General features: G+C 62.2%; 24 protein-coding genes. 6 read left to right on the top strand and 18 right to left on the bottom strand.

Annotated elements, in window-relative coordinates:
• Positions 1-35 precede the first annotated feature (35 nt).
• The 10 genes from CAQU_RS10705 to dacB all read right to left on the bottom strand — a co-directional run bounded on the left by CAQU_RS10705 (position 36) and on the right by dacB (position 9,794).
• Positions 36-1,337 carry a DUF6779 domain-containing protein gene (locus tag CAQU_RS10705; protein ID WP_075727613.1) on the bottom strand — a complete coding sequence of 434 codons (1,302 nt, stop codon included), beginning with the start codon at positions 1,335-1,337 and terminating at the stop codon, positions 36-38.
• A 22-nt stretch (positions 1,338-1,359) separates the two neighbouring features.
• A complete protein-coding gene (locus tag CAQU_RS10710; protein WP_075727615.1) occupies positions 1,360-1,824 on the bottom strand; it encodes a DUF3180 domain-containing protein in 465 nt (154 codons plus the stop codon).
• Positions 1,821-2,342: a 2-amino-4-hydroxy-6-hydroxymethyldihydropteridine diphosphokinase gene (gene folK / locus CAQU_RS10715; RefSeq protein ID WP_075727617.1), complete on the bottom strand. Its 522-nt coding sequence runs from the start codon at positions 2,340-2,342 to the stop codon at positions 1,821-1,823. Before folK ends, CAQU_RS10710 begins: the two co-directional genes overlap by 4 nt.
• Complete coding sequence (gene folB / locus CAQU_RS10720; protein ID WP_075727619.1) at positions 2,339-2,710, bottom strand: dihydroneopterin aldolase; 372 nt, start codon at positions 2,708-2,710, stop codon at positions 2,339-2,341. Before folB ends, folK begins: the two co-directional genes overlap by 4 nt.
• Positions 2,711-2,715: 5 nt before the next feature.
• The gene (gene folP / locus CAQU_RS10725; RefSeq protein ID WP_075727621.1) at positions 2,716-3,537 is read right to left on the bottom strand and encodes a dihydropteroate synthase; all 822 of its coding nucleotides are present in this window, start codon (positions 3,535-3,537) and stop codon (positions 2,716-2,718) included.
• 69 nt (positions 3,538-3,606) lie between these two features.
• Entirely contained in the window at positions 3,607-4,176 is a 570-nt protein-coding gene (gene folE / locus CAQU_RS10730; protein WP_075727623.1) for a GTP cyclohydrolase I FolE, read from the bottom strand.
• Positions 4,176-6,635, bottom strand: a complete 2,460-nt coding sequence (gene ftsH / locus CAQU_RS10735; protein ID WP_075727625.1) for an ATP-dependent zinc metalloprotease FtsH — start codon at positions 6,633-6,635, stop codon at positions 4,176-4,178. Before ftsH ends, folE begins: the two co-directional genes overlap by 1 nt.
• A gap of 229 nt (positions 6,636-6,864) precedes the next feature.
• A complete protein-coding gene (hpt, locus tag CAQU_RS10740) occupies positions 6,865-7,449 on the bottom strand; it encodes a hypoxanthine phosphoribosyltransferase (RefSeq protein WP_075727627.1) in 585 nt (194 codons plus the stop codon).
• A 13-nt stretch (positions 7,450-7,462) separates the two neighbouring features.
• Positions 7,463-8,479, bottom strand: coding sequence for a tRNA lysidine(34) synthetase TilS (tilS, locus tag CAQU_RS10745; RefSeq protein ID WP_075727629.1), 1,017 nt, complete (start codon positions 8,477-8,479; stop codon positions 7,463-7,465).
• Between the two features lie 16 nt (positions 8,480-8,495).
• Positions 8,496-9,794 carry a D-alanyl-D-alanine carboxypeptidase/D-alanyl-D-alanine endopeptidase gene (gene dacB / locus CAQU_RS10750; protein WP_075727631.1) on the bottom strand — a complete coding sequence of 433 codons (1,299 nt, stop codon included), beginning with the start codon at positions 9,792-9,794 and terminating at the stop codon, positions 8,496-8,498.
• 69 nt (positions 9,795-9,863) lie between these two features.
• Between dacB and CAQU_RS10755 the strand changes: the two genes are divergently transcribed.
• The 6 genes from CAQU_RS10755 to CAQU_RS10780 all read left to right on the top strand — a co-directional run bounded on the left by CAQU_RS10755 (position 9,864) and on the right by CAQU_RS10780 (position 17,306).
• A complete protein-coding gene (locus CAQU_RS10755) occupies positions 9,864-10,340 on the top strand; it encodes an inorganic diphosphatase (RefSeq protein ID WP_075728710.1) in 477 nt (158 codons plus the stop codon).
• 171 nt (positions 10,341-10,511) lie between these two features.
• Complete coding sequence (locus CAQU_RS10760) at positions 10,512-11,429, top strand: potassium channel family protein (RefSeq protein WP_084563044.1); 918 nt, start codon at positions 10,512-10,514, stop codon at positions 11,427-11,429.
• Positions 11,430-11,431: 2 nt separating this feature from the next.
• A complete protein-coding gene (locus CAQU_RS10765) occupies positions 11,432-12,340 on the top strand; it encodes a potassium channel family protein (protein WP_075727633.1) in 909 nt (302 codons plus the stop codon).
• 125 nt (positions 12,341-12,465) lie between these two features.
• Complete coding sequence (locus CAQU_RS10770) at positions 12,466-12,753, top strand: rhodanese-like domain-containing protein (RefSeq protein ID WP_075727635.1); 288 nt, start codon at positions 12,466-12,468, stop codon at positions 12,751-12,753.
• A gap of 146 nt (positions 12,754-12,899) precedes the next feature.
• Positions 12,900-13,346 carry a MarR family winged helix-turn-helix transcriptional regulator gene (locus CAQU_RS10775; protein WP_075727637.1) on the top strand — a complete coding sequence of 149 codons (447 nt, stop codon included), beginning with the start codon at positions 12,900-12,902 and terminating at the stop codon, positions 13,344-13,346.
• A 63-nt stretch (positions 13,347-13,409) separates the two neighbouring features.
• Complete coding sequence (locus CAQU_RS10780) at positions 13,410-17,306, top strand: Pls/PosA family non-ribosomal peptide synthetase (protein ID WP_075727639.1); 3,897 nt, start codon at positions 13,410-13,412, stop codon at positions 17,304-17,306.
• A gap of 169 nt (positions 17,307-17,475) precedes the next feature.
• Here CAQU_RS10780 and ppk2 read toward each other — a convergent pair whose 3' ends face one another.
• From ppk2 to groL, 8 genes are all read right to left on the bottom strand, one after another.
• Positions 17,476-18,375, bottom strand: coding sequence for a polyphosphate kinase 2 (gene ppk2 / locus CAQU_RS10785; RefSeq protein ID WP_075727641.1), 900 nt, complete (start codon positions 18,373-18,375; stop codon positions 17,476-17,478).
• Between the two features lie 320 nt (positions 18,376-18,695).
• Entirely contained in the window at positions 18,696-18,950 is a 255-nt protein-coding gene (locus CAQU_RS13130; RefSeq protein ID WP_084563046.1) for a DedA family protein, read from the bottom strand.
• 9 nt (positions 18,951-18,959) lie between these two features.
• Positions 18,960-19,463 (bottom strand): hypothetical protein, encoded by a 504-nt coding sequence (locus CAQU_RS10790; protein ID WP_084563048.1) that lies wholly within the window; start codon positions 19,461-19,463, stop codon positions 18,960-18,962.
• A 304-nt stretch (positions 19,464-19,767) separates the two neighbouring features.
• On the bottom strand, positions 19,768-19,926 hold the full coding sequence (locus CAQU_RS12750) for a hypothetical protein (protein ID WP_157109000.1): 159 nt from the start codon (positions 19,924-19,926) through the stop codon (positions 19,768-19,770).
• Between the two features lie 65 nt (positions 19,927-19,991).
• Positions 19,992-20,123, bottom strand: a complete 132-nt coding sequence (locus CAQU_RS13225; RefSeq protein WP_281247989.1) for a hypothetical protein — start codon at positions 20,121-20,123, stop codon at positions 19,992-19,994.
• A 195-nt stretch (positions 20,124-20,318) separates the two neighbouring features.
• The gene (locus CAQU_RS13230) at positions 20,319-20,453 is read right to left on the bottom strand and encodes a hypothetical protein (RefSeq protein ID WP_281247990.1); all 135 of its coding nucleotides are present in this window, start codon (positions 20,451-20,453) and stop codon (positions 20,319-20,321) included.
• Between the two features lie 25 nt (positions 20,454-20,478).
• Positions 20,479-20,610 carry a PorH family porin gene (locus CAQU_RS12860; RefSeq protein ID WP_169836043.1) on the bottom strand — a complete coding sequence of 44 codons (132 nt, stop codon included), beginning with the start codon at positions 20,608-20,610 and terminating at the stop codon, positions 20,479-20,481.
• A gap of 688 nt (positions 20,611-21,298) precedes the next feature.
• Positions 21,299-22,942: a chaperonin GroEL gene (groL, locus tag CAQU_RS10795; RefSeq protein ID WP_075727643.1), complete on the bottom strand. Its 1,644-nt coding sequence runs from the start codon at positions 22,940-22,942 to the stop codon at positions 21,299-21,301.
• Positions 22,943-22,975 lie beyond the last annotated feature (33 nt).

Below are 22,975 nucleotides of genomic sequence, written 5' to 3' on the forward strand. Positions count from 1 at the left end.
GTTCAGTGTTTTGTGCACCGCACTCACGTTTATGCTTAATCCTCGCTGCGGTGGCGGCGACGCGGGCTGGCGTTCGTGCCGCCCTGGAGGTTCTTCAACAGATCGGCGACGCTGACGGAATCCTGGGACTCGTCGCGGCGACGACGCCCGCCGGTGGTTTCCTGCGGCGCCCGGTGGTGGCCACCCTTGGTGGCTACCTCCTCTTGGGCCTGGCGGAACTTGCGGGCAGCTAGTTCTTCAGCTTCGCGCCGCTTTTCTTCCTCCTTGGCCTTGCGCACGGCTTCTTCCTCAGCGGCCTTCTTGCGCGCCAGCTCCTCGGCCTTTTTCTTGGCTTCGGCTTGGGCGGCAGCTTTTTGGCGCTCGGCTTCACGCTGCTTATCTTGTTCTGCCTTCTTGGCCGCAGCCGCCTTTTCCTCAGCCTGCTTCTTGGCCTCGGCTTCGGCCTTGGCTTTCGCTTCAGCCTCTTGCTGTGCCTTTTTCGCCTTAGCTTCCTCGGCGGCGCGCTTTTCGGCCTCTGCCTTCTTTTTCGCCTCAGCTTCGGCGGCCTTCTTTTCCTCTTCGGCCTTCTTCTTGGCGGCGGCCTGCTCGGCGGCTTTCTTGCGCTCTGCTTCCTGCTTGGCGGCGACCTCGGCGGCGGAAATGCGATCCGGGTCGTCGTCACGGTGGCTGCCCTGGCGGGGTGCGTGCTCGGCAGACCAGTTCACCCGGGCGAAAGCACCGGTGTCGAAACGGCCGCCGGCGTGCTTGACGTCGGTAGCTTCAACGTCGACCACATCAAGCGCGTCATCTTGGGTGTTCGTGGGTTGTGCGGTGGTCTGTTTCGGTTTGTCGTTCTTGGCTGCCGGGGCGGCGTCGATTTCGGCAATCCGGCGGGCTTCTGCCCGCAGCGCGGTCGGCTCGTAGGACAGGTCCTGGCCGGTCAGCATCTCCAGCTGGGAGCGCACCTCATCAAGCTGGGCGCGGATAGCCACCAGCACCTCATCCTGGTGTTCCTTGACGGAATCCATGTAGGTCTGCTCCAGCAGGCGCTCCTGCTCCCGGTGGGTGATTTGCTCCTTTTCGAGCTCCAGGGCCAACAGCTCACGCTCGTGGGCGAGGTTTTCTCGGGCCTGTTCCGCGTCGTAGCGGTACTTGCCCACCAGGAAAAACCCAATCAACGCCGACCACAGTGCCGCGATGACGGCAACTTTCATGGCCCCGGTGCTGTTGGTGACGAGCATGATGACTGTCGCGATGACAGCCAGCGTCAAAAGAAGTGCAGCCAGCAACTGCATCGAAGGCCCGTTGCTGGATCCTTCGTAGTCGCGTTGCTGGCGGTTGCGCTCTTGCTCACTCATGTCGGCTTATCCTACCCGAGTTCTAGGCTGCTTCCCCATCACTTCCGGGTGGCACTGCACACGCCCGCTCCAGAATCAATCCTGCAGCCGCCAATGCGATGCCGCCCAAGGCACTCACGATAACCCCCGGAGCGTCGTCGGCTGCCGCCATCAAAGTGGTGGTGCGTGGCAGCACGTAGGCGGCAATGCCGAGGTAGATACCGCCGACGATGCCACCGGTGTAGGCGCTGGCGGTGCCGAGGATGAGCCAGTTGACTGCAGATAGCGGGTTGAGTTGGCTGCGATCTAGGCCGATGTGGCCGCGGGAGATGTTTTTGCGAACCACCCAGGTGCCAAAGCCGCAAGCAGCGGTAAGCCCCCACAGGGTGACGGCTACCGATGGGGGGATGTGCGGCATGCTGCCGTAAAAGCGGAAGGTAAGGATCAGGCTGGCGGCAGCGAAGAAAAGGGTGAGCGCGATGATGCGTGCCGGTGGGGTCTTTTTCATTGTCGCGGCCGCTCCCTTCTGGTGTCGCAGGCGGTGTGGTTGTCCAGGCTACCGATTGCGCGGATGGTGGCGCGTTCTTCTGGGGTGAAGGTGTTGATCAGGTCGGTGATCTTGTGGCCGTTGAGGGTGGCGGTGGGGTCGATTTCTGCCCAGGGGATGAGGACGAACAGGCGTTGTTCCGCGCGGGGGTGGGGAACGGTGAGGTGTTCTGCGGTGGAGGTGTAGCCGGGGATGTCGATGATGTCGACATCGAGGGTGCGTGGCCCCCAACGAATGTCGCGGCGTCGCTGTGCGGCCTGCTCGAGGGCTTGGGCTGCGTGAAGGAGTTGTTCGGGGGTGCCGTCAAAGTCGACGAGGGCGGTGATGTTGAGGAAGTCGTCTTGTTCTACCCCGCCCCAGGGTGGGGTGGCGTAGATCTGGCTGGTGGCGCTGATGGTGCCGGGGAAGTCGTTGAGGGCGCGCGCAAGGTGGCCGGCGCTGTCGCCGATGTTGGATCCGAGAGAGAGGACTGCTTTCATGCTTTTCTCCGGCTTCTGCGGGCGACGACGGCGACGTCGGCGAAGGCGAGCCCGATGGGGGCTAAAGGTTTGTGGATGGTGACTTCGACGGCGTGCAGGATGGGCCATTCTTTCATGGCGGTGTCGGCGATTTCGGCGGCGACGGTTTCGATGAGGTCGCGGGCGGGGCCGGTGACGATGCGGTGGGCCATTTCGGCGAGTTCGCCGTAGTGGACGGTGTCGGCGACGTTATCGCTAGCGGCTGCCGGGGTGCTGTCTAACCAGCAGGTGATGTCGACGATAAAGGGTTGTCCGGTGCGCTTTTCTTCTTCGAAGACTCCGTGGTAGCCGAAGCATTCGAGGCCGGTGAGTTCGATCCTGTCTGCCATGGTGTTTATTCCTTGCCGGTGGCCATGCGGTGGGCGACGGTTGTGGCGTCGACGTTGTCGGCGACGTTGTGAACGCGGACGGCCCAGGCGCCGTGGTGAGCGCAGAGTGCGGTCAGTGCGGTGGTGGCGATGTCGGGCGCGGGTTCGGCGCCGCGTTCGTCGCGGATTGCTTGGAGGAATCGTTTGCGGGAGGCGCCGATGAGGATGCGGAATCCGGAGTTCACGAATTCGGGGAGGGCGTTGAGCAGTTCCCAGTTGTCGGCGGCGGTTTTCGCGAATCCGAGGCCGGGGTCGAGGATGATGCGGTGGGGGTCAACGCCGGCGTTGGTGGCGCGGGTGACCAGGTCGTCGAGTCCGCGGCGGACATCATCGACGACGTGTCCGGGTTGGTGGGCTGCGCCGGCGGCGTTGCCGAAGGTGTCGGCTTGCCAGTGCATGAGGCACACGTCGACGCGGGCATCGGCCATGACGGAGTACATCTCGGGGTCGGCGAGTCCGCCGGAGACGTCGTTGATGAGGGTGGCGCCGCGGGCGACGGATTCGGCGGCGACGTCTGCGCGCATGGTGTCGACGGAGACGGCAACGCCGCGGCTGGCGAGGTCTTCGACGACGGGGAGGACGCGTTGTTTTTCGGTGTCGGCGTCGACGCGTTCGGCGCCGGGGCGGGTTGATTCGCCGCCGATGTCGATGATGTCTGCGCCGGCGGCGAGCATGCTGTCGGCGTGTGCCAGCGCGTTGGGTACGAGGAGGAATTGACCGCCGTCGGAGAAGCTGTCGGTGGTGACGTTGAGGATGCCCATGACTTTGCAGCGGGTGGGTGTCGTCATGTTGGTCTCCTTGGTTTTGGTGATGCGAAAGCACCTCCAGCCGGCGGTGCGGTGGAGGTGCTTGGGGGGTTAGCCGCGGATGAGCGACAGGGCTTCCGCGCGGGAGCGGGAGTCGGTTTTGAAGCCTCCGCGGACGGCGGAGGTGGTGGTGCGGGCGCCGGGTTTACGGATGCCGCGCATCGCCATGCAGAGGTGTTCGCATTCGAGGACGACGATCACGGCGGAGGCGTCGAGTTTGTCCACGAGGGCGTCGGCGACTTGGCTGGTGAGTCGTTCTTGGACTTGTGGCCGTTTGGCGTAGAGGTCTACCAGGCGGGCCAGTTTGGATAGCCCGGTGACTTTGCCGTTTTTGCCGGGGATGTAGCCGATGTGGGCGTGGCCGTAGAAGGGTACGAGGTGGTGCTCGCAGGTGGAGTAGATGGGGATGTCTTTGACGAGGACGAGTTCTTGGTGGTCCTCGTTGAAGGTTTTCTCTAGTACCACGGTGGGGTCGGTGTGCAGCCCGGCGAAGATTTCTTCGTAGGCGCGGGCGACCCGGGCCGGGGTGTCTTTGAGACCTTCCCGGTCGGGGTCTTCACCGACGGCGATCAGTAGTTCCCTTACGGCCGCTTCGGCGCGCGCTGAGTCGAACTCACCCATTAGTCGTTGTCGCCTTTCGCATGGCGGCCGGAGCGGTTGTCGTCTTCGTCGGCGGTGCTGTCGGTCTCCTCGGTGTCCGGGTGGTCGGGCTTTTCGTGCGCGGGTAGTTCGAATCCGCGCAACGGCTCACCGGTGGGGGCGCTATCGAGGGCGGTGGTTTCGGTGTTGTCCTCGGTGTCCGGGTGGTCGGGCTTTTCGTAGGCGGGCAGCTCGAATCCGCGCAGCGGCTCACCGGGGGCGGGGTAGGCGCCGGTGCCGGGGTGTTCACCGTTGGGGTTGGTGGGCGCCGGCGGTTGGGTGGGCTGCTGGTAGGGGTTGTTGCCGTGGTTTGCCGGCGGCCAGCCGGGGGCTTGCCAGTTGGCGGGCGGCGGGGTTCCGCCGTAGGTGGCGGGTGCCGGGGTGGGGCCTTGGACGGGCGCGACGGGGGTCATGCCCTGGGCTGCTTTTTCGGCGAGCTCTTTTTGGCGACGGGCGCGGGCAGCCTTGGATGCTTCCAGGATGCTGAAACGCTTCGGGGGTTCTTCGCCGCGTTCTTTGGCCAGTTCGGTGGGGGTTTTGACGGGCTCGCGGTCGGTTTGGCCGGGGAAGTAGGTGGCTTCGCCTTCGAAAACTTCGGGGCGTTCGCGTTGCGGCATGTCTTCGAACAGGGCTTCCAGGTCGGGGCGACGCAGGGTTTCCTTTTCGAGGAGTTTTTCGGCCAGGCGGTCGAGGTAGTCGCGGTTGTCGCGCAGGATGTCGTAGGCCATGCGGTGGGCTTTGGCGACGAGCTGGTGGACCTGCTCGTCGATTTTTTCGCCGACGGCGTTGGAGTATTCGAGGCTTCCGCCACCGCCGCGCCCGGCGAAGACGTCGCCTTGTTCTTCGCCGTATTTGACGGTTCCGAGTTGGGGCGACATGCCGTATTCGGTGATCATGGCGCGGGCGATCTTGGTGGCCTGTTCGATGTCGTTGGAGGCGCCGGTGGTGGGCTCGCCGAAGACGAGTTCTTCGGCAGCGCGTCCACCCATGGCGAAGACAATGCGGGCGAACAGTTCGTTGCGGTTGTACATGCCCTTGTCGTCTTCGGGGGCGGTCATGGCGTGGCCGCCGGTGCGACCGCGGGCCAGGATGGTGACCTTGTAGACGCGGTCGATGTCTTTCATCGCCCAGGCGGCCAGGGTGTGGCCACCTTCGTGGTAGGCGGTGACTTTCTTTTCCTTTTCGGAAATGATCTTGGAGCTGCGGCGCGGGCCGCCGATGACGCGGTCGGTGGCTTCCTCGAGGGCGTCGGCGGTGATGACGTTGCCGCCGACGCGGGCGGTCAGCAGCGCAGCTTCGTTGAGGACGTTTTCTAGGTCGGCGCCGGACATGCCGACGGTGCGCTTAGCGAGCGATTTGAGGTCAACGTCGGGTGCGAAGGGCTTGCCTTTGGCGTGCACTTCGAGGATTTTTTCGCGGCCGGCAAGATCCGGGTTGGTGACGGGGATTTGGCGGTCGAAGCGGCCCGGGCGCAAAAGCGCGGGGTCGAGGATGTCGGGGCGGTTGGTGGCCGCGATGAGGATGACTCCTTCGCGGTCGCCGAAGCCGTCCATTTCGACCAGCAGCTGGTTGAGGGTTTGTTCGCGTTCGTCGTGTCCGCCACCCATGCCGGAGCCACGCTGGCGGCCGACGGCGTCGATTTCGTCGACGAAGATGATGCAGGGGCTGTTTTCTTTGGCCTGCTTGAACAGGTCGCGCACGCGGGAGGCGCCGACGCCGACGAACATTTCGACGAAGTCGGAGCCGGAGATGGAGAAGAATGGCACGCCGGCTTCGCCGGCGACGGCGCGTGCCAGCAGGGTTTTACCGGTGCCGGGCGGGCCGTAGAGGAGAACGCCGCGGGGGATTTTCGCGCCGAGCTGTTCGTAGCGCTCGGGGTCTTCGAGGAAGTCTTTGATTTCGTGCAGTTCGTCAACAGCTTCGTCCGCACCGGCAACGTCGGCGAAGGTGTTGGTGGGCATGTCCTTGGTCAGTTCCTTGGCGCGGGAGGCACCCATGCCGAACATGCCCATGCCGGACCCTTGCATGCGGTTGAAGACCAGCATCATCAGGCCGAACAGCAGCAGCAGCGGCAGCAGCATGGACAGCATCGACATCAGGAAGGAGTCGCGGGTGACCTTGGTGGTGTACTTTTCGGCGCCGGACTGCTCGACCTTGTCGAAGACCTGGGGTGCGGTGCGGGCCGGGTACTCAGCCATGATCTCTTTGACATCTTTTTGTTTTTCGATGTCGATGGGGTTTTTCAGCTTCAGCTTCAGGCGCTGTTCGCGGTCGTCGATCTGTGCTTCTTGGACGTTTTTGTCCGTCAGCTGTGCGATCGCGATGCTGGTGTCGACTTTGCGGTAGCCGCGGGCGTCATTGGTGAAGAAGCTGAAGATGAACAGCGACATCAAAATGACGGCGGCGATTCCACCAATCCGAACGATTTTTCTGGTTTCCATGCGTCTCCTGCCCGATCCTTGCTCGCCGTGTGCCCATGGAGGGTGGGGCGGCGCCTGGTTGTCGGGCCTTTCTTAGTGTGCCGGTGCAAATAAAAAGTAGTGCAGTTCCTCAACTGTAACGCGCGGTGTGTGGTCATTGTTCCACTGGTGTTCGCGTAAAGCCCCGCACTCCTGGTGTTGTCCAGGGGCGCGGGGCGCAGTCGGTACGCACTGGGGCGTCGTGTGACGCTTAGTGGCCGGAGTAAACCTCGGGTTTGAGGGAGGCCACGAAGGGCAGATCTCGGCCCATTTCGGCGAAGTCGAGGCCGTAGCCGACTACGAACTCGTTGGGGATGTCGAAGCCCAAGTCGAGTAGGTCGATCTTGGCTTTGACGGCCTCGGGTTTGCGCAGCAGCGCGACGACTTCGAGGGATTTGGGGTTGCGGTTTTTGAGGTTTTTCAGCAACCAGCTCAGGGTGAGGCCGGAGTCGATGATGTCCTCAACGATGATGACGTTTTTGCCTTCGATGTCGCGGTCGAGGTCTTTGAGGATGCGCACCACGCCGGAGGACGAGGCGGAGTTGCCGTAGGAGGACACCGCCATGAATTCCATTTGGCAGGGGATGTCGAGGGCGCGGGCGAAGTCGGTCATGAAAAAAACCGCCCCTTTGAGCACTCCCACGAGGAGCAGGGAGTCCTCGTCGCGGTATTTTTCGGACACGTTTTTGGCGAGTTCTTTGACTCGGTTCTGCAGGGTTTGCTCGTCGATGAGGACGGCCTGCAGCTGATCATGGTAGCGGCCTTCCGGAATGTTCGGGTCCGGGTTGTCATACATAGGGCTATTTTTCCTAGGTGGGTCGCGGTTGTGCTGGGGGCAGCGTAGACATCTCCAGCTTGCCACTATTGCGGGCTACGGCCAACCTGTCGCCACCCAGAGTGGGGGTGGCGGCAGCAACGGCGACGGCTCCTTGGCCATGCCAGTCGGTCACCAGCCGGGTGACCTGGTGGATGCTTCCCGTGGTGGGTTTGGCGCCGTGGTGGATAAGAAATTGGGCGATGGTGCGCTGTAGGACGACTGGTGGGAGTGCGGCGAGTTCCCGAATGGGCAGGTGGGTACGCCGGGTGTCGGGGGTGAGGGTGTCGATGAGGTGGTTGGAGGCGGCGATGGTGTCGGCGGCGGTGGCGAGGGTGGGTGCGGCATCGCCGCCGATGATGTCGGCGAGCAGCGGCAGGAGGCGTTGGCGGATGTCGGCGCGCCGGTAGTCGGTGTCGGTGTTGGTGGGGTCGATGAACAGGCGGTGCCCGTTCACGCCGGCGCCGGTGTCGGGGTCGAGGCCGAGTTCGCGGCAGGCGTTGTGGGTATCCGCGCGACGGATCCCGAGCAGGGGCCGGTGGATGCGTAGCTGGTGGTTGCTGACGGGCTGCATGGCGGTGGCGTTGCCGCGCAGTAGTCCTAGCAGCAGGGTTTCGGCTTGGTCGTCTAGGGTGTGGCCGGTGAAGATGTGGTCGCTGGTGGCGGCGAAGGCGGTGTAGCGGGCTTCGCGGGCGGCGGCTTCTTGGCTGCCTGCTGCCAGGGTGACGGCGATGGTGTGTGTTTGGGCGCCGAGCGCTTCGGCGAGGCTGCGGGCGGTGGCGGTGATGGTGGCGTGTTCGGGGTGGATGCCGTGGTCGATGATGATGGCCCGCACGGTGAGGTTTTCGGCCAATAGGGCTGCCAGTAGTGCGGTGGAGTCTGGCCCGCCGGAGTAGCCGAGGTTGATGCGGGCGTGTGGGTGGTGTTTGAGGTGTGCGCGTACGGCGCGGCGGCAGGCATTGAGGCCGGGGGCGTCGTAGGCGACGGCGAGTTGGCCGATGTGGGCGGGCACGGTAGTCCTCCAGGGGCTAGTTGCGGAGTCCGCTGACGAGCTCGTCGAGGGCTTTGCGGGCCGGCAGGATGGAGGAGTCGTTGCTGATGAAGGCGTAGGAGTAGACGTGGCCTTGTTCGCTGGTGATGACTCCGGCGAGGGCGCTGGTGGTGGTCAGCGTGCCGGTTTTGCCGCGCGCCCAGCCGCGGCCGTTGAGGTCGGTGAAGCGGTTGGTCAGGGTGCCGGTGGCGCCGGCGACGGGGAGGACGTCGAGTAGGGGCCGCAGCTGGTGGTCGGTGGCGGCGCGTTGCAGGATGGCGGTGAGTAGGCGTGGGGGGATTTGGTCGTTGTCGGATAGTCCGCTGTTGTCGACGAGGGTGACGCCGTTGATGTCGAAGCCGTGTCCAGCCAGTGTGTTTAAGGTGGCTTGCGCCCCGCCGGCGATGGTGGGTTCTGCGCCGGTGACAACGGCGATGTTGCGGCCTTCGGCTTCAGCCATGACGTTGTCGCTGTCGAGCATGAGTTCGCGGAGGCGATCAAGCAGCGGCTGGGAATCGACGGTGGCGATGATGGTGTCTTCGGGGGCGTCTTTAGGCAGGGTGCCGAAGCCGAAGGATTCGGTGCCCAAAGCGGTGGCTAGTGCGTGGGCGACGTCGAGGGCGGGGGTGGATGAGCGGGGCAGGTCGCCGGTGGTGCCGCCGATGCGGGCGCCGCGGATCATGGCGGGCTGCATGGGGGCGATGAACCCGGCGCCGATGTTTTCCCGATCCCAGTCGTCGAGGAAGTCCTCGCCTTGCCAGACGCTGGTGTCGATGAGGACGGTTTTGACGGGGGTGCCGCTGGCGGTGATTTGTTCTGCCAGTTGGTTGATCTGTTCTTGGCTCATCATCACATCCCCTGCGGCTTTGATGATGATGGTGCCGTCTTGGTTGGGGTCGCGGTAGACGGTGGTGGTCAGGACCTGTTCGGGGTCTTGGGTGAGCAGGGCGGCGGCGCTGGTGAGGATTTTGGTGGTGGAGGCGGGCCGCACTGCGGTGTTGGCGTTGCGTTGCCAGATGGTGGCACCGGTGGTGGTGTCGATGACTTCGCCGGCGAGTTCGCCGAGGTCTTTGTTGTCGGCCAGCTCGTCGAGGTGGGCGGCGAGCGCTGCTTCGTCGACGGGGGTAGTACCGGTGACGGGGACGATGCCGACGGTGGCGGGCTGGAGGGGCTGCCCGTCGGCGACGACGACGTGTTCTTTGGTGGTGGCCTGCCATACGGCGACACCTGTGGTGCCGGCGACGGCGGCGGCGACGATGACTGCGGTTGTAATCCACCAGTGAGAACGCTTCTGCATAGCTCCCCAGCCTAGCGTCGGGTGTGGACAAAGCTTGGAAGGCGGGGCGGTGACGCTATGCTTGGGGCCATGAGTATTGAAGTCACCATCGAGATCCCCAAGGGTTCCCGCAACAAGTACGAAGTTGATCACGAGTCCGGCAAGGTCTACCTTGACCGCTACCTGTTCACTCCCATGGCTTACCCGGCCGACTACGGTTTCATCGACCACACCCTGGGTGAGGACGGCGACCCGTTGGACGCTTTGGTGATCCTGCCGGAGCCGGTGTTCCCGGGTGTCATCGTCAAGGCTCGCCCGCTGGGTGTGTTCAAGATGACCGACGAGGCTGGTGGCGACGACAAGCTGCTGTGCGTCATCGATGACGTTCGTTTCGATAAGTACCAGGACATCGACGACGTGTCTGATTTCGTCAAAGACGAGATTGAGCACTTCTTCGTGCACTACAAGGACCTGGAGCCGAACAAGGAAGTCACCGGCTCTGGTTGGGGCAACAAGGCTGAGGCGGAAAAGATTCTCGCCGAGGCAGTTGAGCGTTACGGCAAGTAAGTCGTGTAGGCGATTTTCTCGGCCACTTTTCGGGCGTGAGTGATCACGTCCCGGCGGGGTCGGGCTGCCCTTGATGGCGGGCGCGATGTTTTTCGCGCCCGCTTTTGTTGTTGTTATGGTGGCGTCATTTACGTGTTTTTTAGGCCCCTTGTGTGAGATTTTGTGGAGAGCATGGACTCCGATCGCCCGTCGTTTCGTCAAAGATTAGCTGTGTATCAGCCCGGTTCCTGGTGGGAGGCCACGAAGAAGGCCTACCGGCAGGTGTTTCACCGCCGGGTGCCGCAAGGCGCTAGCCGCCAGGCCCGGTGGGAGGCCCGCTTCGAGGGGCCTTTGCTGGTGATCTCGGTGGTGTTTTTGGCGTTGTTCGCCTGGTCGTCGCTGGCGGATCTCGGGCCGTGGGGGCAGGCGATTACCGGGTTGTCTTTCACGCTGATTTGGGTGGTGTTTGCGGTTGACTATGTGGTGCGTTTGGTGCTGGCGGACAATCGTTGGCGGTGGTTTTGGCGCCACATTCCGGAGTTTTTGTTGGTGATTTTGCCGTGGTTTCGCCCGCTGCAGATCCTGCGCATCGTGCCGACCCTGCTGCTGTTGCAGCGGGTGAGCGCCACCAACCGCAACATCACTGTTGCTTCGTACACCATTTTTGGTTCCGTGATCATGATTTTCGTGGCGGCGCTGATGATGTACGACGTGGAGGCTCCCGATCCGGATTCCATGATCAACAGTTTCGGGGATGCGTTGTGGTGGTCGATCGTGACGGTGACCACCGTTGGCTATGGCGACATTGCGCCGGTGACGGCTTTTGGCCGTTTGGTGGGTATTGCGCTGATGGTCGGCGGTATTGCGTTGGCTGGTGTGTTGACCGCGACGGTGTCGGCGACGTTGGTGCGCAGCGTGCAGGGCGAGGATCATGAGGCGGAGCGGGCCGCCGAACGAGCAGCCGAGCAGTCGATGCAGCAGGCGTTGGCGGAGCTTTCCGCCCAGAATCAGCACCTATCCGCGCAGGTGGCAGCCTTGAACGATAAACTAGAGATGTTGCTAACCCACAGTGATCCTCCCGGCGAACGCGCCGTGGATGATGATCGCTGAGATTGATCCGAGAGAAAGCGCTCACGACGGTGGATATGCCTGGCCCGACGACTGCTCGTAATTTTTGGCAGCGGTGTGTGGTGGCGGTGCGGGCGTTGTTTGTGCCGGAGATTCCTGAGGATGCTAGTGCGCAGGCCCGCTGGGAGGCTCGCGTTGAGGGGCCTTTGCTGGTGGTGTCTTTGGTGTTTGTGGGTTTGTTCGTGTTTACCTCGCTCAGCCAGGGGGATTCGGTGTGGGCGTTGGCGGCGGATTGGGGGATGAACCTGGCGTGGCTGGCGTTTGCGGTGGATTATTGTGCGCGGTTGTATTTGGCGCAGCCGCGGGCGCGGTGGTTTTGGCGGCATTTGCCGGAGTTTGCGTTGGTGGTGTTGCCGTGGTTTAGGCCGCTGCGGATGTTGCGGGTGATGCCGAGTTTGTTTTTGCTGCAGCGCATTTCGCCGACGACGCGCCGAACGACGGTGGCTGTGTACACGGGGTTGGGTAGTGTGCTGCTGATTTTGGTGGCGGCTTTGGCGATTTTTGATGCTGAAGGTGGGGTTGCTGGTTCGGGGATTGTGACCTTTGGTGATGCGTTGTGGTGGGCGATTGTGACGGTCACGACGGTGGGTTATGGCGATATTGCGCCGGCCACCCGGTTCGGTCGGGTGTTGGGGACGGTGTTGATGTTTGGCGGTATTGCGATTGCGGGTGTGATTACGGCGCTGATTGCGGCGTGGCTGGTCGAACAGGTGGAGGATGAGTCCGAGGTGCACCGGGATGAGGTGGCGGATCGGCATCAGCGGGAGTTGCTGCTGGAGATCCGGAGTTTGCGCCAGGATTTGGTGGATGTGCGTGCGGAGTTGGCGGCGGTGAAAAAGGCGGCGAAAATGCCGAAGAGTGCGCCGAAGGCGGTGCCGAAGGTACCGAAGTAGTCGGTTGTGCGGTGGTGGGGCGCGGGGGTAGCTGGTGGTTGAGCTTTTTTGTTTTGCGCACCTTAGGCGCGGGTGTGCGACTACAGTGGTCTGTGTTACTTTCACCTACTTGATTCGAGGCCATCATGCAGGAATGCCAAGTTACTGAAGTCCCTGAGGGCGCCCAGCTCATTGATGTTCGTGAGCCGGATGAGTTTGCCAATGTGCACGCGGTGGGGGCGGTGAATGTGCCGTTGGCGCAGATTCCGTCCGCGTTGGATCAGATTGATCAGACTCGCCCGCTGTTTGTGATCTGTCAGGCGGGCGGTCGTTCTGCTCGTGCGTGCCAGTATCTGGAGCAGGCGGGCATTCATGCCACCAACGTTGCCGGTGGTACCAGCGCGTGGGTGGATGCCGGTCTTCCCACTGAATAGGTGGCGTTTTCGTCGAGCTTTTCGCTTGGCGCGTGGAATACTATGACTAATGCATAGCCCGCGCCTGATTGACTGCCGGTTCTGCTTAGCTAGAAACGGCTCCCCTTTTTTGAGCCAAACTGACAGCCCCGTGGAGAAAATTGCCGATGTCTGCCCATCCTGACGTCCCCACCGCCTTGCTTGAGTCGCCTTCTTTCCAGTTGGAGCGTCTTCGTCGTCGCACCCGTGATCATGTGGAAGCCGATCTTGCGGATTACAAGACGACGTTGCGTGAGTACTGGGTGTTGACGTGCCTGGTGTCTGGCGATGCTGCGTCCCAGTCGTCGTTGTGTGATGTGTTGGCTGTTGATGCGTCGGATATGGTGCGTCTGGTTGATGCGTTGGAAAAGCGTGGGTGGGCAAAGCGGGAGCGCGATCCGAAGGATCGTCGCCGCCAGATTGTGACGTCGACGAAGAAGGGGAAGTCGGCTCAAAAAGAGTTGGCTGTGTTGGTCTCTGCTGCTGAGGATCGAGCGTTGGATGATTCCACCTCGAAGCAGTTGAAGCATCTGCGCAAGCTGGCGAAATCGATTATTGCTGCCGAGGAAGATTAGTCACTGTTTCTCCCCGCTTGAACCCTGGTGGTTTGGGCGGGGTGAGTTGTGTGTAGACACGTTATGGATCGCTTGCTCAATAGTCCTCCGCCCCAGTTTTTGTTGCAGTCTCGTGCGCCGGCGCCGCGCACTTTAGTGGAGATTCTTCAGCGCACTGCGGCTGATTTTCCTGATGCGGCGGCTATTGATGATGGGTCGGTGTTGACCTATCAGGAGTTGGTGGACGAGGTGTTCACCACTGCTGAGTGGTTGGCTTCTGTGGGGATTGGTCGGGGCGATCGGGTGGGTATCCGGATGCCGAGTGGTTCCCGGAATTTGTATATTGCGATTTTGTCGACGTTGGCTGCGGGGGCGGCGTATGTGCCGGTGGATGCGGATGATCCGGATGAGCGCGCCGAGATCGTGTTTGGGCAGGCGGGGGTGTCGGCGATTTTTACCGGCGATGGGCTGAAACTTGTGGGCGAGGCGCGCCCTGCGCGCCGGCACGAGTTGCCTGGCACGGAGGATGATGCGTGGATTATTTTCACCTCTGGTTCGACGGGGCTGCCTAAGGGGGTGGCGGTCACCCACCGTAATGCTGCCGCGTTTGTTGATGCGGAGGCGCAGCTGTTTTGCCAGGATGAGCCGTTGGGCCCGGAGGATCGGGTGTTGGCTGGTTTGTCGGTGGCCTTTGATGCCTCCTGTGAGGAGATGTGGTTGGCGTGGCGCCATGGGGCGTGCTTGGTGCCGGCGCCGCGCTCTTTGGTGCGCTCGGGGATGGATTTGGGGCCGTGGCTGGTTAGTCGCGATGTGTCGGTGGTTTCCACGGTGCCGACGTTGGCGAGTATGTGGCCGGCCGAAGCGCTCGATGGGGTGCGCTTGATGATTTTTGGGGGCGAGGCGTGTCCGGCGGAGTTGGTGCGCAAGCTGTGCGCTGAGGAGCGCGAGGTGTGGAACACCTATGGCCCAACGGAGGCCACGGTGGTCACGTGCGCGGCGTTGATGGCGCCTGATGAGGAAGTTTCTATTGGTTTGCCGCTGGCGGGCTGGGATATGGCGGTGGTTGATGCGGATGGCTACCCCGTTTCAATTGGCCAGTCGGGTGAGCTGATTATTGGTGGGGTGGGTTTGGCGCGCTATTTGGATGCGGACAAGGATGCCCAGGTGTATGCGCCTTTGCCGTCGTTGGGTTGGCAGCGTGCTTATCGTTCGGGCGATATGGTGCGTTTGGAGGAAGACGGCGTCTATTTTGTGGGCCGCACGGACGATCAGGTCAAAATTGGTGGTCGTCGCATTGAGTTGGGGGAGGTGTCTGCGAATGTGGCGGCCGCACCCGGGGTGAATGCGGCTGCGGTGGTGGTGCGGCAAACCCCTGCCGGGGATAAGTTGCTGGTGGCGTATCTCAGCCCGGAAGATCCGGCGACCGACTGGGCTGCACTGTCTGATGGGGTGCGTGCCTTTTTGCAGGAGCGCATGCCGGCGGCGTTGGTGCCGCGGATTCATGTGATGGATCCTTTGCCGGTGACGACGTCGGGCAAGGTGGATAAGAAGTCTTTGCCGTGGCCGCTGCCCGGGGCGGATGTGACCGCGGAGGGTTTAACCCCGTGTGAGCGGTTTGTGGCCGAGGCCTGGCTGGAGGAGCTGGGCGTTGCCATTGAGGGGGCGGATGCTGATTTCTTCCATTTGGGCGGCACCTCCTTGGCTGCTGCGGCGCTGGTGGCGCGGCTGCGTGAGAACGTGCCGACGGTCAGTGTGCGTGATGTGTATGACCATCCGCGGTTGGGGGCGTTGGCGGAGCGGCTGGTGCAGTTGGGCTGGTCCCCGGAGGCTGCTGGGGTGGCCGATGATGGGGCGCCGGTGGCGCTGGTGGGGGCGGGTACTCGCGTGGGCCAGGCGGCGGGTTTGGCTGCCGCGTTGTTGGTGCGGGCGAGTGTGTGGTTGGCGTGGATTGTGTTGGGGGTGTTTGTGGCCGGCCGCCTGGGCGCCCAGTGGGCGCCGCCGGTGGGGCTTGTGCAGGCGATCCTGGCCGCAGTGTGGGTCAGTCCTGTTGCGCGCTTGCCGTTGTCGGCGTTGTCGGCCCGGGTGCTGTGCGCGGGCTTGACTCCGGGCGATTATCCCCGGGGCGGGGTGGCGCATCTGCGAGTGTGGGTGGCTGAGCGTATTCAGGATGCGTTTGGCGCACACGGTTTGGGCGGGGCGGTGTGGATTAATTCTTATGCCCGCATGTTGGGTTGCCGTTTGGGCCGCGGGGTGACCTTGCATACGGTGCCGCCGGTGACAGGCATGTTGTCGGCGGGCGATTTCGCGGCCATCGGCCCGGAGGTCGACGTGTTGGGCTATTGGGTGGATTCCACCCACTTCCACCTCGGCCGCGTCACCATTGGGGCGCATGCCCGGGTGGATGCCCGCAGCACGCTGGGCCCGGGCGCGGTGGTTGGGGCGCACGCCCACATTGAGCCGGGTAGCTTGATCGATTCCCGCACCAAGGTCAAGGATCACAGCCGCTGGGCGGGTAATCCGGCGGTGCGGGTGGGCCGCCCGAAACGTACTTTCCCGCTGGATCCTCCGCCGCGGGCGCGGCGCTGGTTGCCGGTGTATGTGCTCATCGCGGGCATGGTGGGCCTGTTGCCCTATTTGTGCTTGGGGGTGGGCGCGGCCGGGCTGTGGGCGGTGATTCCGGATTCCGCCCACGGGGTGCAGGCCGCGGGCTATGCATTGCTGGGCGCCCCGCTAGGCGCTTTGCTGTCCTTTGGGTCCTACATGGCGGCCACCTGGGTGGGGGTGCGGGTGATGCAGCGTGGTTTGGATGATGAGATTCATCCGGTGCGTAGTTGGCACGGGGTACGGATGTGGGCGGCGACCCGCCTGATGGATGAGGCGCGCCGCCACCTGTTCCCGATCTATGCCGCGCAGCTCACGCCCTATTGGTTGCGGAGTTTGGGGGCGCGGATCGGCAAAGACGCGGAGATTTCAACCGCGGTGATGATTCCGGCGCTCACCGATGTGCGGGACGAGTCTTTCCTGGCGGACGACACCATGGTCGGCGGATATGAGGTCGGCAATGGTTGGCTGAAAACCGGAGCCGTGCGGGTGGGTCGGCGCAGTTTCGTCGGCAACTCCGGCATGGTGGCCCCGGGCCGTAAAGTGCGCAAGAATTCGCTTGTCGCGGTGCTGAGCTCAGCGCCGAAAAAGGCGAAGGCCGGGTCGAACTGGATGGGCAGCCCGCCGGTGCGGCTGCGGCGCGTGCAGGTGTGCGCCGCCGGCGGTGAGGCGGTCACCTACCAGCCGCCTTTGGCGAAAAAGGTTGCCCGCGCCACCGTGGAGACCGGCCGCTTGCTCGCCCCCATGACCAGCTTTTCCCTAGCAGTCGGCGCGATTGCCACCATCATCGCCTGCTGGACCATCACCTCCAGCCTGGTGTGGGCATGGCTGGCCACCGCGGGCGTACTGGTTGCCTGCGGGATTGTGGCCTTGGGTATCACGGTGTTGATGAAGTGGGCGTGCGTGGGCCGGATTGCCGCGGGCAGCCACCCGCTGTGGACCCGGTTTATTTGGCTCAACGAGCTGCAAGACGCCTTCGTCGAATCCGTGGCGGCCCCCTGGTTGTTGGATCGGATTCCGGGCACCGGCACCATGGCCACCGCCCTGCGACTCCTGGGCGCAAAAATCGGCAAGGGCACCTGGTTGGAAACCTACTGGCTGCCCGAGGCGGACTTGTGCGTCATCGGCGACGGGGTGTCGGTCAACCGGGGCTGCGTGGTGCAAACCCACCTCTTCCAGGACCGGGTGATGAGCCTGGATTCGGTCTCACTGGGCGAAGGCTCGAGCGTTGGCCCGCACTCGGTGGTGCTGCCCGCATCCAAGCTGGGGCGGCGCACCTGGGTGGGCCCGGCCTCCCTGGTGATGCGCGGGGACGTGCTGCCCGGGGGCAGCCGCTGGCAGGGCAACACCGTCGAGCCCTACCCCACCGACGACAACTAGCAGGCTTCCCGCCGACAACAACCACCCCGGGCCGCATCCTCGACAAGCAAGGGAATACGACCCGGGGTGTTCTTTGCTCCCTTCTCCCCCATCACGGGGCAAAAGCAAGCAAAAAACAGCCCCCGCATTTAAGGCGGGAGCTGTCAATGTTTATGGATGGCCTAAACGCTTAGTCACCGATCTGGTCGCGGCCGCGCAGAACAATCTTCGGATCCGGCTGGCCAACCAACTCGTGGTCCTTGCCGGTGTATTCGAACTTCGACAGCACATAACGCATCGCGTTGATGCGGGCGCGCTTTTTGTCGTTGGACTTAATGGTGATCCACGGGGACTCGTCGGTGTCGGTGTAGCGGAACTGCTCCTCCTTGGCGCGGGTGTAATCATCCCACTTGTCCAAGGACGCCAAGTCCATCGGAGACAGCTTCCACTGACGCACCGGGTCGACCTGGCGGATAGCGAAACGGGTGCGCTGCTCCTTCTGGGTAACAGAGAACCAGAACTTCGTCAGGCTAATGCCGGAACCCATGATCATGTTCTCCAGCATGGGCACTTCACGCAAAAACTCTGCGTGCTGCGACTCGGTGCAGAAACCCATCACGCGCTCCACGCCGGAGCGGTTGTACCAGGAACGGTCGAAGAAGACGATCTCGCCAGCACTCGGGAAGTGCTCGATGTAGCGCTGGAAATACCAGGAGGTCGACTCACGCGGCGACGGCTTCTCCAGGGCAACAGTGCGGGCACCACGGGGGTTGAGGTGCTCGTTGAAACGCTTAATGGTGCCACCCTTACCGGCGGCGTCGCGGCCCTCAAACAGGATGATGTGACGCTGGCCGGTGTCCTTGGTCCAGTTCTGCCACTTCAACAGCTCGATCTGCAGACCGCGCTTGACCTTTTCGTACTCGTCACGAGACATACGCTCGTCGTAGGGGTAGTTTTCCCGCCAGGTGTCAATCGGCTTGCCTTCTGGGGTCAGAAGGACCGGATCGTCTTCGTCAGAATCGTCGACGACGTAGCCTTCCGTGGCCGCGAGATCGACGATGGGCAGGTCCTGTTCTTTTGCGTCAGCCATGGCTACTAGTTTAGTCCTCTCCCCCACCCCGCCGTGCCCGAATATCGTGTTTGCCTGGGAAAACTGCACACCCTCTGCCCCCGAAAAGGGGTATTAGGGGACGTGAGATTGCTATCAGCTTTCAAAACGCCTGGACGAATCCGCCCAAGGGGGTAGATCACAGCCGCAACCACGCAGGAAAGCATAAGCACCACACGCTCTCACACCACCCACCCCACACGACAACAACCCCGTACAGCACACAAACCCCGCTGCAGCAGCACACATCCGCATGCGCCACAGCGGGGCCGTATGAGGGCTTAAACGCCTAAGGATCACCCCTAGCTTTCCTGCGGTGCTACAGCAGCCTTCTTCCTACTCCGAATGACCGCGCCTGCGATGATAAGGACAACCAGACCGATAGCAACGTAGTTCGCGATCTTCATGTAGCCCTCGAGAATCTCCACGGCAGGATCGCCCACCGCAAAACCGAAGTACACATACCCCGCCAGCCACAGGGTCGCGGCCAGGTAATCCAAAATCAAAAACTTCTTCAGGCTCATCCCGTTCGCGCCCGCCAGAACGAACACCACCATGCCGATCGGCTATGGGATTGGAACATAGGCCACAAAGATGCCCAACCAGCCGAGCTTGTGCGCCCATTTTTCCGCCCGCTCGTAATTGCGGCGAGCCTGCTTAGACCGGTTCGCCGCGGACATTTCAATAATGCCGCGCCCCCACAGCGCACCAGCCCACCAGTAGATCCAGTCAAACTTTATTCGCGCCAGCCCGCCCAAAAGGATCGGCCACAACAGGGGCACCTCCTTGCCCACCGCATACATCGCACCCAGGGCCGCGCCACCGGTTTTCGAACCAATCGCCGCCACCGCCCACGGCAGCCGGTGCTCAGCGCCCAATAGGTAGGCGTTGAGCGGCATCATGGCCACCGCAAAGATTCCCATGCCGACAAAGGCTGCAAAACACAGCTTGTCAGCCCTGGTGGGTTTCCTCTTCCACGGCATGCCCGGCTGGTCCCACCATTTTGTTTTCTCCCCCCGGCCGGAATCCTTTGGCTGCGTCTCGCACGCAGCTGTGTCCGGCGCGTCCATATCCGCTTCCACCCCCGCACGATCGCTTTCGGCTGCTGGGAGTTTATCCTCGCGGGTCGCGTGATCGCCCCCACGATTATTGTTGGGCTTCGTTGGGGTGCTAGCTGAGGGAGCACCACCAGCGGTCGGTTCTTCGCCACGCTCAAAAGTGTCAAGTTCGCTTGTCATGTGACGACAGTAACATGCCACTTAACTGGAGAAAAAGGATTTGGAAAAAATCTTTAAACGCAAAAGTCCCCCAGGTCGCAATGAAATGCGACGTGGGGGACTTAGAAAAGCTGAGCTAGAAGCTCAGGCCAAGGTCTTACTTGACCAGGCCCAGCAGCTTAGCGATAGCGCCAGCAACCTTGCCGAAGGGCTTGAGGAAGTCAGCGATGGTGGAGAAGTTGAAGACGTCGCCCTCAGCGGAGAAGGACTTGCCGGAGCCCTCAGAGAAGGATGCGAGCTGAGTAAGGAAATCCATGGTGTTTTACCTTTCGAAGGATTGGAAGTTGACTTAGCAGGCCGTTGTCAGCCAGCCAAGAAGAATTACTTGGAGGACAGGGCGCTGAGCTTGCCGAGCTGGGTAACAGCGGCCGGGAAGTTAGCAACCAGGTCAACGATGGCGGAAACGAAGGTGCTGAAGTCGCCGAAAACGGTCTTAACAACGGAAAGATCCATGATGGGTCTCCTCGAGTAGATTGTGCGGGGCGGCTTTCCAACCCCACGGGAAAGGTGAGAGGCGAAGGGAAAGGATTCCCTAGCGCCGTGTGAAATTATAAACCCGATTACCGGGTCGCGCCTGAACCTTGAGAAAAAGCTCGGGCAAGTTCATTCAAGCTATCGGACAGAGCCGACAACTCGTTACAGGTGCTGTTACTTCACCAGGCCGAGCATGTCGGCGATTGCACCGAAGAAGTCACCGAAGGGCTCGAGAGCGTCGACGATGATCTTCAGGTGGCTCTTCTCGCTGGTGGAGAAGGAAGTGAGGTTGTTGAGGAATTCGAGCATTGTGAAACCTTTTGTTCTAGAGAGCTTAGGAGGAGTGAGCCTGGGTCAGCTTCACGAGAACCTCAACCATCTTCGGGAACTTCTCAACGAGGGTGCCCAGAGCATCGGTAAAGGTGCTGAAATCGCCCAGAACGGTCTTCACGACAGAGAGATCCATAAGTGTCTCCTTGGGTCGGAGCCAGCCATGAATTCTCGGCCGGCTGTCAAAAGTTTTATGTCGACTCGAATTCGAGCCACACCTAAAGGTATGCCCAGGCAGGTAACCCGTCAACCGAAAAGCATTGGCGATGGTCATCACAGGTTTCCTGAGAATTTGTCCGATGTCACACAGTTTTCACATCAGTAAAAATGCACCCCACCTGCCACTTTAAGTCCCGCAATGGAAAAACCCTTCGTTAGACCCAGGTTTTTTCTCACGATTGTTAACACCCCTAGCCCCTTTGGCGATATCGCAAAACCCGCGCCCACCTGCGAAAAACTCGCCAAAAAAAATTCCCAAATTACCCCCAAACAGGGGTGCTTTGGGGCGGTAAATCACCCTTTCGGGCTACTGCTACCCGCGCTGTCGCGAGTCTCCTGCCCTTTGCGGCAACAGGCGCGCACGCTGCACAGATGCTCAACTTTCTGCGCTATCAATCATTGTGGGTTGCACAGCAACCCAGACAAAACCACACGGGCTCACACTCCCCCACCCCCTCCAAGGCGCACCCCCACGCGCACACCGGGCCCTAGCCCCCCACACCGCATCTACACCGACGGACGGGCCACCTGAAAACGCAGAAAGGCGCCAAGCAACCGCAAGGTCACTTGGCGCCCACACAACGCTACGTTGCGCTCAAGCAGGCTTAGAAGCCGCCCATGCCGCCCATCTCGTCAGCACCCGGCATAGCAGCGCCAGCCGGCTGCGGCTTGTCAGCAACGACAGCCTCAGTGGTCAGGAACAGAGCCGCAATAGAGGCAGCGTTCTGCAGAGCAGAACGGGTAACCTTCACCGGATCGTTAATGCCAGCAGCCATCAGGTCAACGTACTCACCGGTAGCAGCGTTCAGGCCCTCACCGGCGGGCAGGGAAGCCACCTTGTCGGCGACAACGCCCGGCTCCAGGCCAGCGTTGAAAGCGATCTGCTTCAGCGGAGCAGACAGTGCCTCACGAACAATCTTGACGCCGGTAGCCTCGTCACCGCTCAGGTCCAGGTCGCCGTCGAGAACGTGGGAAGCCTGCAGCAGGGCCACGCCACCGCCGGCAACGATGCCCTCTTCCACAGCAGCCTTCGCGTTGCGGACAGCATCCTCAATGCGGTGCTTGCGCTCCTTCAGCTCGACCTCGGTGGCGGCACCAACCTTGATGACTGCAACGCCGCCGGCGAGCTTAGCCAGGCGCTCCTGCAGCTTCTCGCGGTCGTACTCGGAATCGGAGTTTTCGATCTCGGCGCGAATCTGGTTGACGCGGCCCTCGATCTGCTCGGAGGAACCGGCGCCCTCAACAATGGTGGTGTCGTCCTTGGTGACAACCACCTTGCGGGCACGACCCAGAAGCGGGATGTCGGCGGTCTCCAGGGACAGGCCAACCTCCTCGGAGATAACCTGGCCGCCGGTCAGGATAGCCATGTCCTGCAGCTGGGCCTTACGACGATCACCGAAGCCCGGAGCCTTGACAGCAACAGACTTGAAGGTGCCGCGGATCTTGTTCACGACCAGGGTGGACAGAGCCTCACCCTCAACGTCCTCGGCGATGATCAGCAGCGGCTTGCCGGTCTGCATGACCTTCTCCAGGACGGGAAGCAGATCCTTAATGTTGGAGATCTTGGAGCTGACCAGCAGGATGTACGGATCCTCCAGGACAGCCTCCTGGCGCTCCATGTCGGTGGCGAAGTAACCGGAGATGTAGCCCTTGTCGAAGCGCATACCCTCAGTCACGTCGAGCTCCACACCGAAGGTGTTGGACTCCTCAACGGTGATGACGGACTCCTTGTTGAGCTTGCCGCCGCCCACGGCGTACATTGCCTGAGCGATCTTGGCGCCGATGGCCGGGTCAGCAGCAGAGATACCAGCGGTCGCGGCGATCTCTTCCTCGGTCTCAATGTCCTTGGCGGTGCTCAGCAGCTGCTCGGTCACCTTGGTGACGGCCTGCTCGATGCCGCGCTTGATGCCCATCGGGTTGGAGCCAGCGGCAACGTTGCGCAGACCCTCGCGCACGAGAGCCTGAGCCAGCACGGTAGCGGTGGTGGTGCCGTCGCCGGCAACGTCGTCAGTCTTCTTGGCGACTTCCTTGACCAGCTCAGCGCCGATCTTCTCGTAGGGGTCCTCCAGCTCGATTTCGCGAGCAATGGACACACCATCGTTGGTAATGGTGGGCGCGCCCCAGGCCTTTTCAAGCACCACGTTGCGGCCCTTGGGGCCGAGGGTGACCTTGACGGCGTCGGCGAGGGTGTTCAGGCCCTTCTCCAAGCCGCGGCGTGCTTCTTCATCGAAGGCAATGATCTTTGCCATGGTGATGATCTCCTTGTTTTCGTTGCTAAGGGT

This window comes from Corynebacterium aquilae DSM 44791, from assembly GCF_001941445.1.
Classification (GTDB): domain Bacteria; phylum Actinomycetota; class Actinomycetes; order Mycobacteriales; family Mycobacteriaceae; genus Corynebacterium; species Corynebacterium aquilae.

Coding starts and splice junctions, on each gene's coding strand:
- CAQU_RS10710 (WP_075727615.1), bottom strand. CDS start 1,824: ATGAAAAAGACCCCACCGGCACGCATCATCGCGCTCACCCTTTTCTTC.
- ftsH (WP_075727625.1), bottom strand. CDS start 6,635: ATGGAAACCAGAAAAATCGTTCGGATTGGTGGAATCGCCGCCGTCATT.
- CAQU_RS10780 (WP_075727639.1), top strand. CDS start 13,410: ATGGATCGCTTGCTCAATAGTCCTCCGCCCCAGTTTTTGTTGCAGTCT.
- dacB (WP_075727631.1), bottom strand. CDS start 9,794: ATGCAGAAGCGTTCTCACTGGTGGATTACAACCGCAGTCATCGTCGCC.
- CAQU_RS10760 (WP_084563044.1), top strand. CDS start 10,512: ATGGACTCCGATCGCCCGTCGTTTCGTCAAAGATTAGCTGTGTATCAG.
- CAQU_RS12750 (WP_157109000.1), bottom strand. CDS start 19,926: ATGGATTTCCTTACTCAGCTCGCATCCTTCTCTGAGGGCTCCGGCAAG.
- CAQU_RS10705 (WP_075727613.1), bottom strand. CDS start 1,337: ATGAGTGAGCAAGAGCGCAACCGCCAGCAACGCGACTACGAAGGATCC.
- ppk2 (WP_075727641.1), bottom strand. CDS start 18,375: ATGGCTGACGCAAAAGAACAGGACCTGCCCATCGTCGATCTCGCGGCC.
- CAQU_RS10790 (WP_084563048.1), bottom strand. CDS start 19,463: ATGGACGCGCCGGACACAGCTGCGTGCGAGACGCAGCCAAAGGATTCC.
- CAQU_RS13130 (WP_084563046.1), bottom strand. CDS start 18,950: ATGGTGGTGTTCGTTCTGGCGGGCGCGAACGGGATGAGCCTGAAGAAG.
- CAQU_RS13230 (WP_281247990.1), bottom strand. CDS start 20,453: ATGCTCGAATTCCTCAACAACCTCACTTCCTTCTCCACCAGCGAGAAG.
- CAQU_RS10775 (WP_075727637.1), top strand. CDS start 12,900: ATGTCTGCCCATCCTGACGTCCCCACCGCCTTGCTTGAGTCGCCTTCT.
- CAQU_RS12860 (WP_169836043.1), bottom strand. CDS start 20,610: ATGGATCTCTCTGTCGTGAAGACCGTTCTGGGCGATTTCAGCACCTTT.
- hpt (WP_075727627.1), bottom strand. CDS start 7,449: ATGTATGACAACCCGGACCCGAACATTCCGGAAGGCCGCTACCATGAT.
- folB (WP_075727619.1), bottom strand. CDS start 2,710: ATGGCAGACAGGATCGAACTCACCGGCCTCGAATGCTTCGGCTACCAC.
- folE (WP_075727623.1), bottom strand. CDS start 4,176: ATGGGTGAGTTCGACTCAGCGCGCGCCGAAGCGGCCGTAAGGGAACTA.
- folK (WP_075727617.1), bottom strand. CDS start 2,342: ATGAAAGCAGTCCTCTCTCTCGGATCCAACATCGGCGACAGCGCCGGC.
- CAQU_RS13225 (WP_281247989.1), bottom strand. CDS start 20,123: ATGGATCTTTCCGTTGTTAAGACCGTTTTCGGCGACTTCAGCACCTTC.
- CAQU_RS10770 (WP_075727635.1), top strand. CDS start 12,466: ATGCAGGAATGCCAAGTTACTGAAGTCCCTGAGGGCGCCCAGCTCATT.
- groL (WP_075727643.1), bottom strand. CDS start 22,942: ATGGCAAAGATCATTGCCTTCGATGAAGAAGCACGCCGCGGCTTGGAG.
- CAQU_RS10755 (WP_075728710.1), top strand. CDS start 9,864: ATGAGTATTGAAGTCACCATCGAGATCCCCAAGGGTTCCCGCAACAAG.
- folP (WP_075727621.1), bottom strand. CDS start 3,537: ATGACGACACCCACCCGCTGCAAAGTCATGGGCATCCTCAACGTCACC.